The following is a 19,061-nucleotide window of genomic DNA, read 5'->3' on the forward strand; positions in this document are numbered from 1 at the left end:
AAAACACCTCCTTTACATCTGTAGGCAAAGCTGATTCTGTATTTCAGGATTCTCCGTCTGGGGCGATTCTTCCTTTATAACCGTTTTTTCTTTTTCCTTGGCATTTTTCTTCTTCCGCTCTTTCTCCAGTTTTTTAAGTTTTTCTTCCCGTTCTTTCCGTTTTCTTGCTACTTCCTCCTGCCGCTTCTTTTCTTCCTCAGCTTTTTCCGCCGCCAATCGTTCAAAAGTAGCTTCGTCCGTCATATAATAGGTCTCTGCGTAAGCATAAACCTCATTATCATCCAACCATCCATTCTGGCTGTTTAATGCTTTCTTCACCTCACTTGTTACATACGCAAAGCACTTGGCAAGTGTTTTCTGCTCATCATTGACCAATGCGGCGAATGTAGCATCATTCTGACATTTATTTTTCAAATATCTGACAATGGGAAATACCGGCAAAAGATTACTCTTTGCAGTTTCCAACTCAGCCTCCAGTTTAACCGCTGCTTCTTCACTCTGATTCTCCTGCTGTTTAAAGGGGATAATGTTTCCGTTATCCTTTTCATTCTCCCTTGGTACAGATTCTTCCGGTACGGAATCACCCTTTTCATCCTGTTCTACAGGAATTTCTTCTTTTATGGGCAATACTGTTTTTTCTGTCATTCTGCCCGCAACAGTTTCTTTTTGGGGAACAGGATTTTGTTCATTCTGTTCTTCTGCTGTTACAGGGTTCTTTTTCTTCGGTTTAAAAACACTAAAGTCTGCTACCTTTGTTTGATTCATACTTTTGAAAATATCCATTTCAATTCCTCCTAAAAATAAAAAAGCAGGAACAATTTAAAACATATCTGTTTTAAATCATTCCTGTTCTTGTAATCCGTTCTATTATCTTATTTTATCCTTGTCCCTGTAATACACATTGGGATTATAATCGGAAATCTCTTCTATAAATAATATAGCCTAAAAATGATTTTCTTCAACCACAGAAAAAATCATTTTTCAGCTGTTTCCTGTGCATCTGCAATCGCCTGTTTTCCCGACATAATAATATGCGGTGCAATTGTCTGTTCCCATGCTGCAATATATCTGCTGACACGGAAGAAAAGCTTAAAGAAATCCATATCATTGATATTGATAAAAACCTTTCCCTCCTCTTTATAAGAATCTCCCTTGATATAAAAACCGCCTTTCTCTGTTTTTACCTTCATACCGGTGCCATTTCCGATTTCTACATACCATGGATATGTTCTTTTCTTCCCATCTTTCCCTGTTTCCGCGCGGATGACACGCAGCTTCGTTACTCTTGCTCTGCCATCCTTATCCGGCGTGCCAAAAATCTTTTCCTGCTTCAACTCAAAGTTTGATACCTTATTTTGCAGCTGTGTCAGAATATATTCTGCTTCATCCGGTGAAATATTCGCCATCACACGGATCGTCTGCTTTCCGGTACCCTTGCTGTAATCCTGCAGAACAATACCGATGCACGAGGTCTGCTTTACGCCCTCTTCATCCTTATCTCCGAAGGAATGGATATGTGCATAGAAATCTGTCGGTGCAGGTTTCAGCTTATCAATGAATTCAATCAGCTTTTTATCTGTTTTGTATACTGTAATCTGTCTTGAAATATAGTTCTGTTCGCTCATGCTCATTTCATCCTTTCAGTTCTTTTTCTATCTTTTTCACTAATAAAAAAGGCAGCTTTGTTAAGTCAGAAATCTCCAGAAAAGCATCTCCGTAAATCCGTTCAATGTTTTCCTTATCATCCCCGATTGCAGCTGCAACAAACAATATTCCCTTATTCGTATATTCCTTCTTAATCCCTCTTAAATCTGCTTCTGCCGCCGAACCCAGATAGCCGCCTGTACCGGCCGGCTGTCCGTCTGATACCAGCAGCAACAGCTTCTTTTCCTCGGGTTGTTTTAATAAACGCTCCGCAACATACCGCAGGGCTGCACCATCCCGATTCCCGTATCTGGCTGACAGATCCATTAACCGATACCGATCCATTTTATCCATGGAATCAAAATCCGTATAGGCATATATCTGAACATTGCTATCGTCCGTATGCCCCATAATCAGAATCGGTACATCCATTGCCTTGCAGAAATCATAAATAATGATACCTGCCGCTCTGGCATAGGTCACTCTGTCCTGATCCGCCATAGAACCGCTTTCATCCATCAGCACTGCAACTGCCAGAGATTTCTTTTCACTCGGCAGACGATTTCTAGAGAAAAACCTGCCTTCTCTATCCATAAGCAGTCTTGGTTCTATACGTCTGCCCATCAGAAGAGCGGATTCTTTCCCTGTAAAGGACATATCCTTAAATACCCTTTGCAGGCGTTTCTGTATCTGCTTGGAAATCGCAAGCAATGGCGGTGCTACACTCTGATACTGCTGTATATAGCTTTCCTCTATCTCCTGCATACGGTTAATGATAATTTTTATACCGCTGTGTGCATTTCCCAATCGAATATGCTCTGCCTCCTGCTGCATTTCCTCTGTCAATGCCAATGACAGTTCTTCCTGTACCTTTTCCTTCGCAACAGCAGTTAAAATACGGCTGATGTCATCTCCGGCAGTGGAATACCCTGCTCCATGATAGGACAGATTCTGCTCTACACCACCTTCTTCTCCTTCGTCAAAATCATCTGTTTTCATCCAGGGGATTCTTCCGGATTCCTGCTCTGTTGCCTTCCGCAGTTTTTCTTCTATCTCCGTTCTCCCGCCTATGTATTTCTGTGTATCAACCGAACTGCCTGCCGCAATCGGTGTGCCGTTTAAACTCGGCACTTCTGCCATTTGCGGAATCTGTTTGTTTAATTTCTGCAATATTTCAGATGTGTTTTCTTTCTCCTCCGCTTTTTCCGCAATTTCCTTGATATACGCCCAAACCATAAGCAGTATTCGATTGACTGCGTAGCATCTGCGTTTCATATCCTCGTCGTATATCGCATCATCCACCAGCGGTAGCACATCATAAAAAAGGTCTAACAGTTCTCCCGTATACCCATCGCGGTTATTGATGTCACCACTGCGGCAATACTGATTCAGAAGATTACAAAACACAGAAAACCGATAGCAGCCATTTGTTAACTGCTCTGTAACAGATGGCATCATTTCCGTAAAACGGATATTATTAAGGTGGATACCCGTAGCAAACCGCCCTGTATATCGGTCGCAGATTCTCGCCTCTATATAAGCATCCTCAAGGATATTTAAGAGAAGCTTTGCTGCCTTTAGAATTGCCTGTTTCTGCGCTTCTGTGCCTGCCTTAAAATAATCCGTTACTTCTGTAAAGCTTTCCTGTTCCTCTTCCGATAACTCCATCTGTGGATATAGCCTGCCATAGGATAATTCTGAAAAGTACGTTTCCGAAATTCTAAAATTTGTAAAGAGCATATGTCCGACTTCATGCCCGACCAACCCCAGAATACTCTCCGCCTTCAGCTTTCTGTAAGGCATACTCTGAGAAATATAGTTTCCTGTGTTAATCAGAATATTACGGTTATTGGTACAGGCAATCATCGCATTCTCAGACGTATCGTATATCGTTTCCACGCGCAGCCTTCTCTTATAACGTTTTGTTACTGCCTCTGCAATATCTGTCAGATACGCCGCAAAGGCTGCGGAACTGAACAATTCCTCATCCGTAATTTTAGATACTTCTGCATTGATTTTTCGCCGCATTTCCTTATGTGATGTTCGCATTCCTCTTTTTTCACTCCTTCCCTAACTCCTTAGACAACAATACGCCGACCGATACCCCATAAAAAACAGCCACCTGATGTAAAAACCAAAGAGGTGGAATCAACTCACCTCTTTCATATCTTGCATAGGTGCTTTTACTGACATGAAGCTTTTTTGCAATCTCTCTTTGGGAATAAACCGGGTCTCTGCTTGCACGCAGGTATCTCAAATTCTCTGCAATATTCTCGTACACAGCCGCATCCCCCTATACATTTAATACAGGCTCGATGCAGGTACTCATAATTTCTGCTCTGTTCTCCGCATCTGCAGATACAGAGGGTAAAATCGTATACCTCGCTGCTTCCATAAGATCGCCGCAGATCATATAGCTTTGCACCCAGCTGATCAGTTCTCTTACACCGCAACAGCCATCATCAATCATATTCATCCTACATTTCTGCTGTATGCTCGCTACAATCTCTGCCATAAGTTTAAGCCTGCTTTTTTCCTTGTAGCCTGTAATACCGGAAACACGTTTTACCAGGGTATCTACATCGGGTTCCTCCATATCCATGATTAAATCCATTCTGGATAAAATAGACTGGTTTAAGGAACGACAGCCTTCATAGCCGATATTCGTTGTAACAACCACAATCGTATCCGGGTGACGCTCGATTCTTTCACCTGTCGGCAATGTAACAGCACCACAGGTATCTAAAAGAGAGTTCAGACCAACGAGTACACCGGGATTTGAAATCACAGTCGGCTCCTGCAGCTCCAGAACATACCCCTTACGCATTGCCTGCACTAATGGAGATTCCACATAGGAAAACTGCTGTTTTGTGGTATCACCGAATTTCCTTGCATCCTCTGCAATCACCTCAAGCAGCTTATCATATACCTCATCCTCTGTAATAGTTTCGTTATATTCACCCGTCAGTTTAAAATACGCCGTTGCCGCATCCATGCGGATGTCTTCAAAGGTCGGGTATTCCACCATAGTGTTCTGTTTCTGCGATACGGGCATCATCTGCCCCATAATATCGAAGATTTCCGTATTAGCAGAGCAGGTCAGATGCAAATAAGGCAATCCTAAGCCTGCTGCAATCGCTTTTGCTCCTTCTGTTTTGCCTGTTCCGGCATTGCCACGCAGGAGAAAATTCCGCATCGGACGACTGCTGCGTGTGGTCTGCTGTGCATGTTTACAGATGCTTACAACCTCATCCGGTACAACATACCAATCCGGAAGAGTCGGCACACATTGCTGTTCTTTTTCCGTTAATTCACGTTCTTCTAATACATATTTCCCGATAAAGTCCTCATGTGTAATCGACATTCTCCTTTTCTTCCCTACGTTTTGGCTTACAGTAAATACCTTGAACTTTCCGAATAATACAGTATCCGGGTTATATGCCCCACGATTCAGGTTAATCGCTGTAAAATTCGGAATATTCCCCGTTGTCGGTGTGACTACATGAATACCTGCACCGCCTAATGTATCTGCTTTTTTCACCCTGCGGTACAGGTTATCACAAAGAATATAGGCGTGCTCTGCAGCAACAGTCAAATCGGGGAATCCCATTCGTTTCTGTTCCAGAAGCATGTTATAATGCCACATGAACTCCTCATCTTCAAGTGCAATATCGAGTAATGCAAAGAATAATGCTGTTCCGCTTTGTTCGTTTTCCTTCAGGACATACGGTTTTGGCGGCTGGGTAAGGTCATCATAACGCCCTGCAATAAATTTCCCTGTTTTGCGGTTAAATACTACTGTATGCAGTTCGCCTGTCTTACTCGGATACTCCACCGTATATAGCAGATCTCCCTGTGTTCCGACTGCTCCGGCATTTTCATCCTCCGGGGTAATGTGCAGCTCCATCCGCTGTAAAATTGCAGATAAGGTTGCCGCATGAAGGGACGCTGTACGGGTACTCTCCATATTATACGTCGATAAATGCATATTGCTTTTCACATTCACAGATACATCATCAAAGGGTGCCGGAAGTTTCCGATTCCACGTCCATGATGCAAAAATCTTATTTGCTGCCATAAAATATATTCCTCCCTTTACCATGCAAAGGTCAGCTGTCTGCCCGACACCTTTACCTGTACATCTTCATCCATCATCAGTTCTCTGAGCCTTGCCCAACTCTCTTTTGGCGGAATTTCATGGAAATGATCCTTCCGCACATTTCTGCCATTCTCCTTTACGGTTACATCTCCATTTTCATTGATAGACAGCTTAGAGTACCCTCTGCTGTTCATATTGGTGATAAGCTCTGTTAAAAGCTGCTGTCCTTTCTGTGTAAACCATTGTTCTATATCCTGCTTCTTATTCTCCATAAGATTTTTTGTCCCTTGGATACTTTCAAAATTTACAAGGGAAAACAGGTTCATATGAATTTCTCCCATTTCGCTCAGCGCAATACTGATATGGCAATATTCACCTGCTTGCTGAACCGGGATATAAGCCGCCTTTTTTCTCTCCGCAATACACATAATTTCCTTTTCTCCCAGTGCAACAGTTGCCTCCGGGAATTTCACCCGTAGCTTCTCCTGCACGCGCAGCTGCAGCTGTTGTGCAAAGAGATTTTTATAATCCGGTTCAAGGTCTACAATCTGCATTGTTCTCTCCCTTTCCCGTTCCGTTCTTCTTGTCTGCTTTTCTTTCCAAAGCTCCCAAAGGAAAACCATACAAATGCCGATTATCAGCAGCCATGCATGCGCCCGAAACCGTTCCGGTACAAAAACAGCGCATCCAATGCCTATCGCTGCCAATGTACCTGCCATTGACAGAACTGTTTCCCTTGTTTTTCCATTCTTTCGCATTTTTTTCATCCTTTCCTTGTCTGCAATAAAAAAAGAGGGATAAATCTATGTCTCTCACACTGGATTCATCCCTCTTTTATACGCTTCCGCATCTTATAACGGAAGATCCTCATCATCTGTGCAGTAATGCTCCTGATACGTTGCCTTTGGTTGAGATTTCTTTTCCTCAGCTTTATCCTCATTATTTTTGCTGCCGCTTACAAACTCCCAATCCTGCAAAATCACCTTGTTTACCGTCCCTTTACTGCCATCCTTCCGCTCAAATGTAACAACATCAAAATCACCGGAAATCAAAAGCTGACTCCCTTTCTTGACCTTTGCTGCTATAAGCCGTTCAGCAATCGCACGAAAGGCCCATACCTGTAAATATACTGTGTGCCTGCTTGTGCCGTAGCCCTTTGTTACTGCAAGATCAAAGGAAAGATACGTTGCGCCATTGGCACTCTCCTTCCCCTCAATATCCGCTGTAACACCGCCTACCGTTGTCATGTGAATCATCATACCGCATACTCCTTTCCGCCCGGTTCGGGCATTAAAAAAATAAATTTGAATAAAACAAAAAAGCGTCTTTGCTTCACGCCATTTAGACGTAAAAACAAAAACGCTTTTTTATCCTTAAACAACATACCAAAATCAATGCTTGGTAAAAATCAATCTTATGGACTAAGAGTAGCATAATTCCATTAGATTGTCAATTCAACCTTTTTGTACAAAGGAATGCAGCTCCAAGACAATTTGCCCCGGAGCTGCCGGATGAAAAATCTTTTTTGAAAAAGCAACCTTGAAAATATTATTTTCAAAGTCTAAAGGAAACTGCCACAAAAAATTGTGCTTAGCAGCCAGAAAAAATTTCCTATATGAACGCTAAGAATGTTTTTTTATTACTCCAACTTTTTTACAAATTCTTTAAAAAATCTGCTAAATTATCAGCATTGACTATGAACTTATAGGACCTTTTTAGAATATTTCTGTAGCTTGCATGATCTACTTGACCATTGAAACCGATAAGTATACAGAATCTTAACTCGCAATTGCTACATACATTTTTTGAACTTATACTTATTCCATAACTTGTTCTTCCTCTATTTATGAATATTACGGTGCGGCAAAGCCGCCAGTCCGGTGTGGCGAGAGCCACCTGTCCGGACTAACGGAGCCACCCCATTTTGTTTATTAAGTTACTTTGCCATTGCTGGATCCAGTCCATATACTTCTCTCATAGAGAGGTCTTTAGATGGGTCAACACTTTCAATATCGATTTTATAGGAATCATACGATATACGATCCATGATGGCATCGGCAAGAGTACTTTCACCATCACAGATTTGCTGGTACCATTCACTTTCACGGAACTGAGAACAAAAGATCGTTGAAGATTTTTTTCGTCTTTTATGTATCAGTTCAAAAAGATTTCTGGCTTCAGCTTCTGTCAGTTTAAGAAGCAGCCACTCATCAATAATCAGTACTATTGGCTTGGTGTATTTCTTCAGGACAGTCGAGAAAGTTCCGTTGTCCCTGGCAGCCTGTAAGTCCAATAATAGATCAGGAAGTCGTACATACCGTACTGAGTAATAGTGCTTGCATGCTTCCATGCCAAAGGCACAGGCCATATAAGTTTTACCATTTCCAGTTGCTCCAGTAATAAAGATGTTCCGGTATTCTGTAATGTATTCACAGGTTACCAGACGGTTGATCAGTGCTTTGTTCAGCTTTCGTCCAGAATGGTAATCAATCGCTGCGATGCTGGCATCTGGCTGTTCAAACTCAGCCTGGCGGATCAGCCTTTTCAGACGATTGTTTTTGCGGTTGCTGTATTCGACATCAACAAGCATGCCGAACCGATCTTCGAATGGAACTTCCTTCATTGCAGGATCATCCATCTGGATGCGGAATGCATCTGCCATAGCAGTCAGACGCATTTCAATAAGTTTATCGATTGTACTTTGATTTGTCATGATTGTTTGCCTCCATAGTATCTGGCTCCTCTGGTTATGCCGTGTGGTTTTACTACTTGAGATGATTCTGGTTCAGTACTAGGTACATCCTTCGCTGCAGCCAACAGATTTTTGATACTTTTATAGCTGGGTTTACCGGAATAAGAAAGTGCCTTAGCACAGATCTGCTCCAACCTTTCTGGTGAATATTTTTCTGCCAGTTTCAATAATCCCGTGCAGCTTCTGTAGGATTGCTGTTCAATCCTGCCGGAGGTAAGTATTGCATCGACAACCTTACTTGTGTTAATTCCAATCGAATCAGCCCACTTACGGAACCGGTCACCGTTCCATTCCAGATATTTCTGGTGTTCCTGCGGCATATGTTCTGTCACAGTAGAATACTGACCACTTCTTCCATAGAGTCTTCTGTGAAAGGCAATACGATTGTGATTATAAAATATTTCAACCGTTGTATCTGTTATATGCACATCAACCTTATTTTTGATATACTGATAAGGCACGGAGTAGAACATTCTGTCTACTGCGATGTGATAGTTAAACTGGATGGTGGCTTGTTTCCACTCAGCCAGTTCAAAAGGTGTAGCAGGCAACGGAGCCAGTAATGGCATTTCTTCCCCAAGAAATAAACTAAGTCTGCTACATTCTTTTTTCTGGAATTTACGGGCATTGTAGGCATCCAGTTTTTCACGGATAGATGAATTCAGTTCTGCAAGAGAGAAAAACTGCTCATTGCGAAGAGCTGCTGTTATCCATGTGGATATCTTTCCTACTGATCCCTTTACATTCGGTTTATCCTTTGGTTTCCGGACTCTTTCCGGAAGGATGGCAAGATTGTAATGTTCTGCCATCTCACGATAAGTTGTGTTTAAGGCAGTGTTGTACCAGTCACTCTTTTTATGATTCACTGCAGTTGTACAGTTATCAGAAACGAGCATAGGTGTGACACCTCCAAAGAAATCAAACATCTGGACATGAGTTTTGATCCAGTTGTCGGTTTTCTCATTCATATATGCTTTTACAAAAGCATACTGACTGTAAGTTAATACACCTACAAATATCCATGCATCTGTGATTTCTCCGGTGTCCGGATCAATGATGTGGGCAGGATCACCGGCCCAGTCAACTTCAATCTGTTCACCTGGTTTTCTGGGGATATGCATGGTAGCCCTGCGTTTTTCTTCATCCTTCTGGATGTAGTAGCAGAACTGAGAATACATCAGAGGCTCTTCGCTGCTCATGCGGCACTCCTCGCAGTATTCTACCCAGAGAAGCTTTTTGTTTACGCCGTTCCGATTCCATTTTCCTGGTGCCAATTCCACATAGAAAAGTTGTGAAATCATCAATCTCAGCATATAAAAAATAGACTTTAACCTAAGTTTGAGATAAAGGCTCCAAATCATCCATTTTTAAGCTGCCGAAAAGGCTTAAGGGCTTGCCCTCTGCAATACACAGATAGCAAGCCCTTTTCGCCCCTAAAACAATTTACATTAAATATATTTTTCTCACTTTTTGGAATACTTCATTTTGCTTTCTTTTTCCCAAGCATAGTTATCTTGCAATCGCAACTGTCTTTGTGGAAGGAACCCAAATCACGTTTGCGCCCAATTCCTCGGAAATATAGCGAATGGGAACCATCGTGCGTCCGTTGCTGATGATGGGTGCTGCGCCAAAGCCTTCCAATTCCTGATTGATTCTCATGGTCAAAACCTTGCCGTCAATCACGATGGTAACTGTCTTTGTATCCTGCGCCCAGCTTACATTTGCACCGAATGCCTCTGCAATAAATCTCAGCGGAACCATCGTTCTGTTCTGCGAAATCAAGGGTGCCGCATCCAAAATCTTGTTTTCATTATTCAGCACAACACCATTATTGCCAATCTGCATGCTAATTGTTGTTAGGCTCTCCTTTTCCACAACGAAATAGCTGCCTTCCTCTACCACATAACCAACAACCGCATTCGCCTTTGCATCATAGCTGCCGCCAACAATTTCCAGCTTGCCTGTTTCGGCGTTCAATCTTGCCAAGGTCAGTTGATTTACATTCTTCACATCCTTGGTATCCGCAGGAATTTTCAAAACCGCAGGTTCTGTGAAATCCTTACCGGAAACACTCGTTCCCTCTGTTACCAGCGTTACCTTATCATCCGACTTCGCTGCATTTGCCGCCGCCGTATTTGCTTCTGCTGTGGTTTCTGCTATTTTTACGGTATCATTCTTGCCATCCACGGTAGGAGATACAGCAGGCTTTTCTGCGGGTTTTTCTGTGGGTTTTTCCGCAGGCTTACTGCCGCCACCGCCGCCACCGCCACCGGAATGTCGATTGGAAACGGTCAGTGTTCCATTGGCATAAATAATATCATAATTATCATTTGACAGCGTACCGGTAATGTTGATTGTGGTTTTGCCGACTTTGCTCATATCCGGTGTCTGCGCATAGGTCAATGTTACAGTGCCGTTCAGGGTATCTGTACCGACCAAACCCTCTATCTTGTAATCCTTACCTGCTTCCGGATTGCTCAGAGCCGGCACATCGCTGCCGATGTAGGCGCTCTTGTCCAGTGCCGTAACGGTAACCGCTTTTTTCGCCACCTTCACTGTAAGGTTTTTCTGTACTGTGTTGTAGTTGCCGCTGTTGTCCTCGGTGTAAGTAGCCGCAAAGGTTTTCTTTCCCACGTTGCCAACAGAGCTGTCGGGAGTATCCCAAGCCCATCCCTTCGGCAGAGGTACATCCTTCAGTGTGCTGCCATAAACAGCGTTCAATTCGGTCGGTATAGTCGGGTTAGGCGTTGCCTTGCCGATAGTAAAGGTTCCGCTTGCTGTGCCGATATAGTCGCCTTTGCCGGTGACGGTCACTGTGGCCTGTCCGGCATTCGTATTATCACTGGCAGAAATTGTGTACCGGTCCTTAGGAATCGTTTTACCGTCTACCTGAACTGTTACCGCATCAGCGGCCGGAATTTGAGCCTGACCGGTATATGTATAGCTGCCGGATACCGTCACTTGGGCATCGGTCAAGCTTTTTGCATTAACGGTTAGGGAAACATCCTGCTCCGTTGCGGAAATCGTTTCATAGTTCTTTTCCGTATCTTCACTGGGAGTAAACACCACTTTATACGAGGAAGTTCCCACTGCGGGAGTCGTATCCTTTACATCATCCGACCAAGCGAATGTACCGTATTGGGTACTGCCTCCGCTCAAGCGGCTGTCCGACACCTTTTCCCCGCAGGTAATTGCGCTTGCCGTTGGCCAACTGATTTCAGGGGCCGCTGCCTTGCTGATGGCAAAGGTTTTTTTTGCTGTACCGATATAGTTGCCTATGCCGGTAACGGTCACGGTTGCTGTGCCCGCATTGGTGTGATCCGTATAGGCAAGCGTATAATCGCGGCCCTCAACAAGCTGTGTGTTCTTTAATGTTACGCTTACAGCAGGGGTAATCGGAGAGCCTGTATAGATAAACGATTCGCCCGCTACCGCAACATCTGCATTTGCAATCCCGGCCTGCCGAATATATACTTGCTTCGTTTCTGCCTGCGCTGCCATATTTTGCGATCCTACAAATTTTGCGGTGAGCGTGTGCCGTCCCTTTCCGAGATTCGCTTTTGCGGTGTCAATGGTAAAGGTTAGCTTGTTGCCGGAGGTTACATCTTTCGCCTCAGTAAGCTGTCTGTCTCCTTCGTAAATTGCCATCTGACCTGCCTGAGGCGTGTTAAGTGTTCGCGCCTTTTTAACAGGAGCCTTGCCGGTTGCCTTAGGTGTCACAGTGACGTAGATAGGATCGCCGTAGACATAGGCACTCACTTTCACTCCGCCGCTAAACTCAGTCCCGGACTGCGCAATGGTGTACTGCACTTTTGCCGTCTTTCCCTCCACGGTAACAGCGGCGGTATAGGTGCCCGCATCGGTGGGCGTTCCGGTAATAGCAGTGCTACCCTTGGTATAGGTAATGTCCGATACAGACACATCGGAGATAAGGGTGTTTTCCAGAACTGCGGCCTTTCCTTGTCCGTCATAAATCAAATTGTCCGCAGGAGCCTTGATAATCACACTGCCACCGTTGCCTTTGGGCAGTCCGCAGTTTTCTGCCGTACAATGTTCCGTAATAGTTGTACCGTCCTGACTGACGTTGTACTCCCAGCTATGCCGGTGTGTCTGAAGCTGCACGGTTTTGCCGTCATCTGATAGGGCGATACCATAGTCGGAAATGTCAGAGGTGAAGTTTCCTTCCTTGATCCAGTCTTTATTTTCCGTCTTAGCGATAGGAATCGACTCTCCATCGGTAGGGCCATGAAAGGATGTCACACCGATGCGGGTTTCTTCATGCAGTTTCTCCATTACCTGAATGGTTTTCCCATCAAACAAAACCACATTTTTTCCGCCATTTCCAGTGTTGTCGGTAATTGTTACCTTGCCTTTGCCGGTGACCTGAAAGGCTTTGTCCTTGAAGTACACGCCGCCGCCATAAGTAGCGGTGTTGCCGGTAATTTTGCCGCCGTGCAGGATCATCTCTGCGGTGTTGGGGGCGACGATTGCACCGCAGTACACACCACCGCCATAAGTAGCGGTGTTGCCGGTAATCTCGCCGCCGTACATTTCAAATTTACTGTACTCTCTCAGAAATACGCCTCCGCCTGACGGTTTTACGTTGATATCTGAACCTGAATAGGTTGCATGGTTATTTGTGATTTTTCCGCCGTACATGATGAATGTTGAGGGATTGCTACTACTGCCCCAGCAAAACACGCCGGCACCGTGGACAGTCTCATTTCCGGTAATCGTCCCTCCGTACAGATGGATTGTTCCACCCACTTGGTCGGTGGATACACCGTTCTGAAAACCGGTAATCGTGCCGCCGTACATGTCAAAGGTGCTTCCTGTTGAGAGGGAAATGCCACCTTTCTTGTATACTTCATTGCCCTCTCGGCAAAGCTTGCCGGTTGTCCCGCAGTCTGTCAGCGTCAACTTTCCGTTTCCAGAAATCTTCACGGCACCATAGCCGGAGAAGGTCATCTTATGTCCGTTCAAACAAAGCACCACATCCGACGGTTCCCAAATGCTATTCAGCTTGACATCCTGTGTCAGGTAGTAGCCGTCCACACCTTCGGGCATAGAGGTCGGCATCTGAGGCTTTGCAGGATTTTCCGCATAGGGATTCCACGGCTGAAAATTCAACTCCTTTTCCTCCGCATGATCGCCAATAGCTGTGTGTGTACCACCACAGACACAGTGCGCTGTATGCCCCTGTGTGCGAAGCCACACCACATTCTCCTCCCGATACAGCTCGTTTGCGAGCGCATCATCCGGGAAGAGGTTATTGAAATATTCTCCGCCGGTTGTGTCAGTAACGGGGATGGGTGCCTCAGGGGAATCCGAATTTTCTACAGAAATGCCAAAGCGTGCATCGGCATTCAGCTTCCCGAAGGAGAGCGTTTTCCTTGTGTGAAGCAGAATATTTTTCGTCTTGTTCTCAATTACCTTTGCACCGCCGCTGAGGGTAAGCGTGCCATCCAGATAATCCACACCTGTGGTGTTTTTGGTAATGGAACCGCCTTTCAGCGTACATTTCCCGCTATCAAGCAGTACGCCGGTGGTATTGCCGCTGATTACGCCGCTGTGCAGGTTGAACGTGCCGCCTGTCACCGCAACGCCGGAGGAACCACCGCTGACTTTGCCATTCTTGCAGTCCATCAGAGTGAAGGTGCTGCCGTCATCTACGGTAATTGCAGAAGCACCGTTAGGGGCTGTGATGCTCTTTCCGTTCAGACAAAGCATAATATCCCGATTCGGAGCTTCCCATGCTGTGCTTAGGGTAACATCTTCGCTCAGGCAGTAGTATTTTGTGTCTGATTTGTCTCCTGTGATTTCATCCAAAGAGTTAACCTCCTTGAATTCTGTCTGCGTGCCGTTATCCAGTCTGTGTATATGAGGGGTTACAATGGAATACGTCCCATCATTATTTTTCTTGACCCTGCCGTAGCTTTTATCCAGAGAAGGAAACGTAGATTGCCGCCAGATGTCATTCTGCCCATCTTCATTTAACAGCCAGGTCACTTCGCCGGTGCCCATCACCTTCTGCGTCTTGGATATTACTGTGAATTTGTCTCCATCCTTGTATAGTTCACCGTTGTATGTTACACCGCCGAATCTTGGTTCGGAGTGGTAATAGTAACAGTTTGTGATTTTACCACCGGAGCTATTTTGTGCAATGGCATAGTCTTTCGGCACATAGGAAGTGCCTATGAACCCATCCGTTCGGAGTTCACCATCAAACAGGCAGTTTTTGATTGTGCCTGAATTCTCATAGGCAATGCCTGCAGCAGAGGCTTCATCCGGAATACGACCCTGAAATTTTGGATTTCCCGTTCCCGTCCCCACCGCACTCAGGCAGTTTTCGATTATGCCACTATTTTGGTAGGCGATGACACCGATCTCCCCCGCAACATAGAGCGTATAATTGACCATAACACTGCAGCGCCGGATAGTGCCTTCGTTATACGCCGCAATCAGTCCACATTTGGTAACATTGAAATTGTTGGGGTACGCCGCAGAGCCGATGCATTCAACCTTCACAACCAGATCCTGTATTGTACCGTCTGATCCAATCCGGCCGAAAAGGCCCTTTTCAGAAATTCCTTCTTGCTTAGCGTGGTTCCCCAGCCAAAAATTCCTTATGGTATAGGCGTTTCCGTCAAAGGTGCCGTTGTAGAGCTTTTCCTTGGTTCCAATGGGCTCCCAGATGACGTTATTCAGGTCAATGTCATGCAGCAGTTTGGCGTGAATATTAGCTTTTCCGCTATTCACCGTATCCCGAAACCATGCCAACTCCTCTGCGTTGGTAATTTGGTAGGGGGATTCTTCTGTGCCTTTTCCTGCCGGCATTTTGTTTGTTGTTTCTGCCGCAACAGCCAGCAGAGCTTCAATTTCTTCGGCATTTTCTTTGTGGCTATCCTCTATGTTCGGCAGTGCATTGATTTGCTCCTGTCCTGAGCAGGCCTCACATTCATAGGTGCAGGGCGTTCCCTCGGTAGCAGGGGAATAGCCGCAGTCCGCATTATGCTCATGTCGGCAGTCTAATTTTTCTGTGATACAGCCGCTTTCCTCACTGCATTCATGGGTACAGATATGCGGCTCTCTTTCCGCCGTATTCTCTGATGCACTGTCCTCCGCAACAGGATAACAGCTCTCCCCATGCTCATGCACACACTGCTTCATCGGTGCATAGCAATCCTCTGTATGCACATGCCCGCAGGGTGTTCCCTTCTCTCCTTCCGTATACCCACAATCCTCTGTATGCTTCGTGTGGTGTATACATAAGCCTGCACCAGCAGGGGACTCAACCTCTGCCGCCGCTATCTGCATTTGCGGCATGGTCAAAATCATTACCGCTGTCAATAAAAATGCGGTCAATCTCTTTCGATTTCCCATTTATACTCTCTCCCTTCTTTTTCCTCATTTTCTGTCGGAACTACTCAATACCTCCTCTTTTTTTCCTGTATTTGATTCTGCGCCCTGTTCGGTGCATTTTTTCAATAACACTGTCATAAGCATTCTCTCCGATACAAAATCTGTCCAAAGGCTTTCCGCAGGCTATGAATATCCACAGGCTTTTTCCCAAACCAGTCCGCATTGTACCGATAGGCACGCAAGGCAAAATCCAAATCCGAAAACCAAAAAATATGCGCATGCGGTCTTTTCTCCCACAGCAGCTCCATAATCTCCAGACTAAAGGTGCCATCCTGCGCCACCACAAATAAATCAACCTCAGGCCCATCCCGCACCAAGCTGCAAAAATCCTCCTGTCTCACATAGGGGGTAATCTCCACAAAACGCAGATATTCTCTGGCACATTGGTCAAGCTGTCCTAACAAAATTTCCAGTTCTCTAAGGTTTTCATTGTAAAGTGCAATCTTCAACACGCCGCCTCCCTTCCACAGCAGATTAAAAAGGCATAAAAAAAATCGATTCTTTTACAGAACCGACTAAATTTAGGATACCATTTTTCACCACTCTGTCAATAGGTCTTGCATGAGATGTCAAAAATCTGCACGAAATGTAGGTCAAACCGAAAAAAAATATGATACAATAGTTCGTGAAAAGCAAAATTCTTAAGTTAGGAGGCGAAAATTATGCGGATTGCCATTGTAGATGACCTTTCCACCGATTCCGAAGCTTTGCGGAAGTTCCTCTGCCGCTGGGCATCGGAACAGGGGATTCCTCTGGTTCCTTCCCCTGTTATATTGGAAAGCGGCGAGGCTCTGCTTGCCCATTTCGCTCCGAATGCCTTTGATATAATCTTTCTGGATATTTATATGGCCGGCATAACCGGTATGGAGGTTGCCCGAAAAATTCGGGAGCAGGATACGCATTGTCAGCTAATCTTTACAACCACCACCGGAGAGTTCGCTGTGGACAGCTATGAAGTTGGGGCGGCATATTATCTGGTAAAGCCCTTTTCCTATGAAAATCTAACACAGGCACTTTCACGCTGCAGTGCGGAGCTTTTGGAGCAAAGCCAGTGCGTAATCATTCCGGGTGCTGCAGAACAGCCACCACTTCTGCTCCATCAAATTACCTATACCGAATACCAAAGTCGCAATGTAGAGGTTCATCTGCTTGGCGGAAAAACACGCCTCATCTCCATGCGGCAGGCTGATTTTGCGGCTCTGCTGTTGGCATATCCTTATTTCTGCGACTGTATGCGTGGCGTTCTGGTCAATCTGGAGCAGGTGGAAAGCTTAACGGCAAGTCATTTTCTTCTGTCAGATGGGACATCTGTTCCTGTCAGCCGATTAAAATATAAGGAGGTACGGGAAAAATATCTTTCCTTTGCCTATGCCCGCATGAGAGGAGGCTTCACAAATGGAACTCTATGATATGCTCCACCCGATGCTGGAGCTTTCCATCTCTATCCCCGCTATCATTCTGTGCTTTCTACCGATGAAAAACCATCTGAACGGCAAGGGAAGGCTCCTCTTGCTGTGGGGCATTCCCACTTTGATTTTGTGGTGTGTAGGGGCGGGCTGGCTCTGCTGGCGGCTTCGTTATAGCACAAAGCTCTGTATGCTTTTGACGCAGGCATTGCTTCTGCTGTTCTATTGCAAAGCAGTTCCGCTATCTCGGTGGAAAACCGTCAACGTATTTCTGGCAGTTTGCGGTGTATTTTCCAGCATGTATAATCTGGCAATTCTGATAGATGCCACTCTGTTTCGGCGGAGTGGTGCAGTTGCGCTTTCCCTAAACAGTACCATTCTTTATGTCCTGCTGTGCTGGCTGTTGCTGGGGGTTTTATGCTACCCTGCCACACACGCCGCCCGTTGGCTGTTGGATGAGGTGGAAACGCCGGAAACCTGGTATATATTCTGGATATTGCCGTTGGTGTTCTGGTGTCTGAATACCACCCTTCGCCCCAGGAAATATTCCACGCTTTATACCAACCGTGTGATGCACTTCTATCCGATTTTAATTCTTGCACTTCTGGGGCTGATGCTGCTTTATTATGCCCTGTTTTACTGGATGGCAAGAGGGATTGCCAAAAATATCCGTCTGTCACAGGAAAACAAACTGCTGCAAATGCAAACTGCCCAGTATCGCACTCTGCAAAAGAGTATTGCCGACACCCGCCGTGCCAGACATGATTTGCATCAGCATTTCAAGGCATTGCAGGGCTGTGTGGAAAGCGGCGATATCTCCAAAGTGGCGGCCTATGTGAAAGCATACGGAGAAAGTCTGCCACCCGATACAATTCATCCATTTTGCAAAAATTATGCTGTGGATGCCATTCTGCACCACTATGCAGAGCAGGCCCTTCTCCAAAAAACCGATTTGGAGGCTGTGGTTCAAATGGAGGAGCAGACGATTATTCCGGAGCCGGAGTTCTGTTCGCTTTTGGGAAACCTTCTGGAAAATGCCCTTGATGCCTGCGCCGCCTCCAAAACACCACGCTTCATCCGTCTGCACATTCGCCAGCAGGGAAGCCTTTATCTGACGATGGATAACACCAGCGACCAACCGCCGCTCTCCGATGAAAAACGGCTCATTTCCTCCAAGCACGATGGCTTTGGGATTGGGACGGAATCTGTACGAATGACCGCGGAACGCTATAATGGGGATGCTCGTTTTGAATGGAGGGAAGGAGTATTCTATGCCTCGGTTATGCTTTCCTCTGCTGACTGACAGAATCCCCCTTCTGTGCATCAAACGGTTTTTTTCGGAAAATTTTATAAAAAATCGGAATTTCCTATAAAGGCACAAGAAAACGGTTAATTTATAATCAACCGTTTTCTTACTAAGCTATAATTTTTCTTTTATATCTGTCACAAAACCATTTCTATATTCACTCCAAATCTCTCTCACCCTCTAAAAGCTCCTTGGTCTTTCCGACTAGATATAATGGAATATTGGTAATATTACCGTCCTTTCTATATCCTATTTTTGAAAATTTGACTGCATATTGAGGGTGATTGTCTACAACACATTCATCCAATTACCTTCTTTCAAAATTAAAATTGACTTTCATGCCCTCAATTACAATGTTCCAGAGCATAAAAGTCAATTACACTTATTTCAATATTTTCCTCATCACGTTATCCGTATTCTTCTTTTTTGACT

At 45.1% G+C, this 19,061-nt stretch carries 12 protein-coding genes and 1 pseudogene; 2 read left to right on the top strand and 11 right to left on the bottom strand.

Annotated elements, in window-relative coordinates:
* Positions 1-12: 12 nt before the first annotated feature.
* The 11 genes and pseudogenes from EJE48_RS07760 to EJE48_RS07810 form a co-directional block, all read right to left on the bottom strand.
* Positions 13-783, bottom strand: coding sequence for a Cas9 inhibitor AcrIIA9 family protein (locus tag EJE48_RS07760; RefSeq protein WP_124984468.1), 771 nt, complete (start codon positions 781-783; stop codon positions 13-15).
* 191 nt (positions 784-974) lie between these two features.
* On the bottom strand, positions 975-1,625 hold the full coding sequence (locus tag EJE48_RS07765; protein ID WP_118578633.1) for a hypothetical protein: 651 nt from the start codon (positions 1,623-1,625) through the stop codon (positions 975-977).
* 7 nt (positions 1,626-1,632) lie between these two features.
* Positions 1,633-3,693, bottom strand: a complete 2,061-nt coding sequence (locus tag EJE48_RS07770) for a cobaltochelatase CobT-related protein (protein ID WP_118578631.1) — start codon at positions 3,691-3,693, stop codon at positions 1,633-1,635.
* Between the two features lie 10 nt (positions 3,694-3,703).
* On the bottom strand, positions 3,704-3,925 hold the full coding sequence (locus tag EJE48_RS07775; protein WP_016406522.1) for a helix-turn-helix domain-containing protein: 222 nt from the start codon (positions 3,923-3,925) through the stop codon (positions 3,704-3,706).
* A 12-nt stretch (positions 3,926-3,937) separates the two neighbouring features.
* Positions 3,938-5,722 carry an AAA family ATPase gene (locus EJE48_RS07780; RefSeq protein ID WP_118578629.1) on the bottom strand — a complete coding sequence of 595 codons (1,785 nt, stop codon included), beginning with the start codon at positions 5,720-5,722 and terminating at the stop codon, positions 3,938-3,940.
* A 17-nt stretch (positions 5,723-5,739) separates the two neighbouring features.
* Positions 5,740-6,501, bottom strand: a complete 762-nt coding sequence (locus tag EJE48_RS07785; protein WP_124984469.1) for a hypothetical protein — start codon at positions 6,499-6,501, stop codon at positions 5,740-5,742.
* 93 nt (positions 6,502-6,594) lie between these two features.
* Complete coding sequence (locus EJE48_RS07790; RefSeq protein ID WP_118578625.1) at positions 6,595-7,002, bottom strand: single-stranded DNA-binding protein; 408 nt, start codon at positions 7,000-7,002, stop codon at positions 6,595-6,597.
* A 677-nt stretch (positions 7,003-7,679) separates the two neighbouring features.
* Positions 7,680-8,456, bottom strand: a complete 777-nt coding sequence (gene istB, locus EJE48_RS07795) for an IS21-like element helper ATPase IstB (RefSeq protein ID WP_124984470.1) — start codon at positions 8,454-8,456, stop codon at positions 7,680-7,682.
* A pseudogene (istA, locus tag EJE48_RS07800) lies at positions 8,453-9,748 on the bottom strand (IS21 family transposase); the annotation flags it as partial. The gene istB and the pseudogene istA, both read right to left, overlap by 4 nt.
* A gap of 256 nt (positions 9,749-10,004) precedes the next feature.
* Positions 10,005-15,878: a stalk domain-containing protein gene (locus EJE48_RS07805; protein ID WP_118578621.1), complete on the bottom strand. Its 5,874-nt coding sequence runs from the start codon at positions 15,876-15,878 to the stop codon at positions 10,005-10,007.
* Between the two features lie 113 nt (positions 15,879-15,991).
* Positions 15,992-16,366: a hypothetical protein gene (locus EJE48_RS07810; protein WP_118578619.1), complete on the bottom strand. Its 375-nt coding sequence runs from the start codon at positions 16,364-16,366 to the stop codon at positions 15,992-15,994.
* 213 nt (positions 16,367-16,579) lie between these two features.
* On the opposite strand from EJE48_RS07810, the gene EJE48_RS07815 reads away from it, so the two are divergent.
* Positions 16,580-17,326, top strand: coding sequence for a LytR/AlgR family response regulator transcription factor (locus EJE48_RS07815; protein ID WP_243107996.1), 747 nt, complete (start codon positions 16,580-16,582; stop codon positions 17,324-17,326).
* Entirely contained in the window at positions 17,313-18,626 is a 1,314-nt protein-coding gene (locus EJE48_RS07820; protein WP_118578615.1) for an ATP-binding protein, read from the top strand. Before EJE48_RS07815 ends, EJE48_RS07820 begins: the two co-directional genes overlap by 14 nt.
* The last annotated feature ends 435 nt before the right edge of the window (positions 18,627-19,061 follow it).

Origin of the sequence: Anaerotignum faecicola (genome assembly GCF_003865035.1) — a bacterium.
Classification (GTDB): Bacteria; Bacillota; Clostridia; order Lachnospirales; family Anaerotignaceae; genus Anaerotignum_A; species Anaerotignum_A faecicola.

Bases quoted from the DNA above. Each gene is read 5' to 3' on its own strand.
- EJE48_RS07760 (WP_124984468.1), bottom strand. From the start codon at position 783: ATGGATATTTTCAAAAGTATGAATCAAACAAAGGTAGCAGACTTTAGT.
- EJE48_RS07765 (WP_118578633.1), bottom strand. From the start codon at position 1,625: ATGAGCGAACAGAACTATATTTCAAGACAGATTACAGTATACAAAACA.
- EJE48_RS07770 (WP_118578631.1), bottom strand. From the start codon at position 3,693: ATGCGAACATCACATAAGGAAATGCGGCGAAAAATCAATGCAGAAGTA.
- EJE48_RS07780 (WP_118578629.1), bottom strand. From the start codon at position 5,722: ATGGCAGCAAATAAGATTTTTGCATCATGGACGTGGAATCGGAAACTT.
- EJE48_RS07785 (WP_124984469.1), bottom strand. From the start codon at position 6,501: ATGCGAAAGAATGGAAAAACAAGGGAAACAGTTCTGTCAATGGCAGGT.
- EJE48_RS07790 (WP_118578625.1), bottom strand. From the start codon at position 7,002: ATGATGATTCACATGACAACGGTAGGCGGTGTTACAGCGGATATTGAG.
- istB (WP_124984470.1), bottom strand. From the start codon at position 8,456: ATGACAAATCAAAGTACAATCGATAAACTTATTGAAATGCGTCTGACT.
- EJE48_RS07805 (WP_118578621.1), bottom strand. From the start codon at position 15,878: ATGGGAAATCGAAAGAGATTGACCGCATTTTTATTGACAGCGGTAATG.
- EJE48_RS07815 (WP_243107996.1), top strand. From the start codon at position 16,580: ATGCGGATTGCCATTGTAGATGACCTTTCCACCGATTCCGAAGCTTTG.
- EJE48_RS07820 (WP_118578615.1), top strand. From the start codon at position 17,313: ATGGAACTCTATGATATGCTCCACCCGATGCTGGAGCTTTCCATCTCT.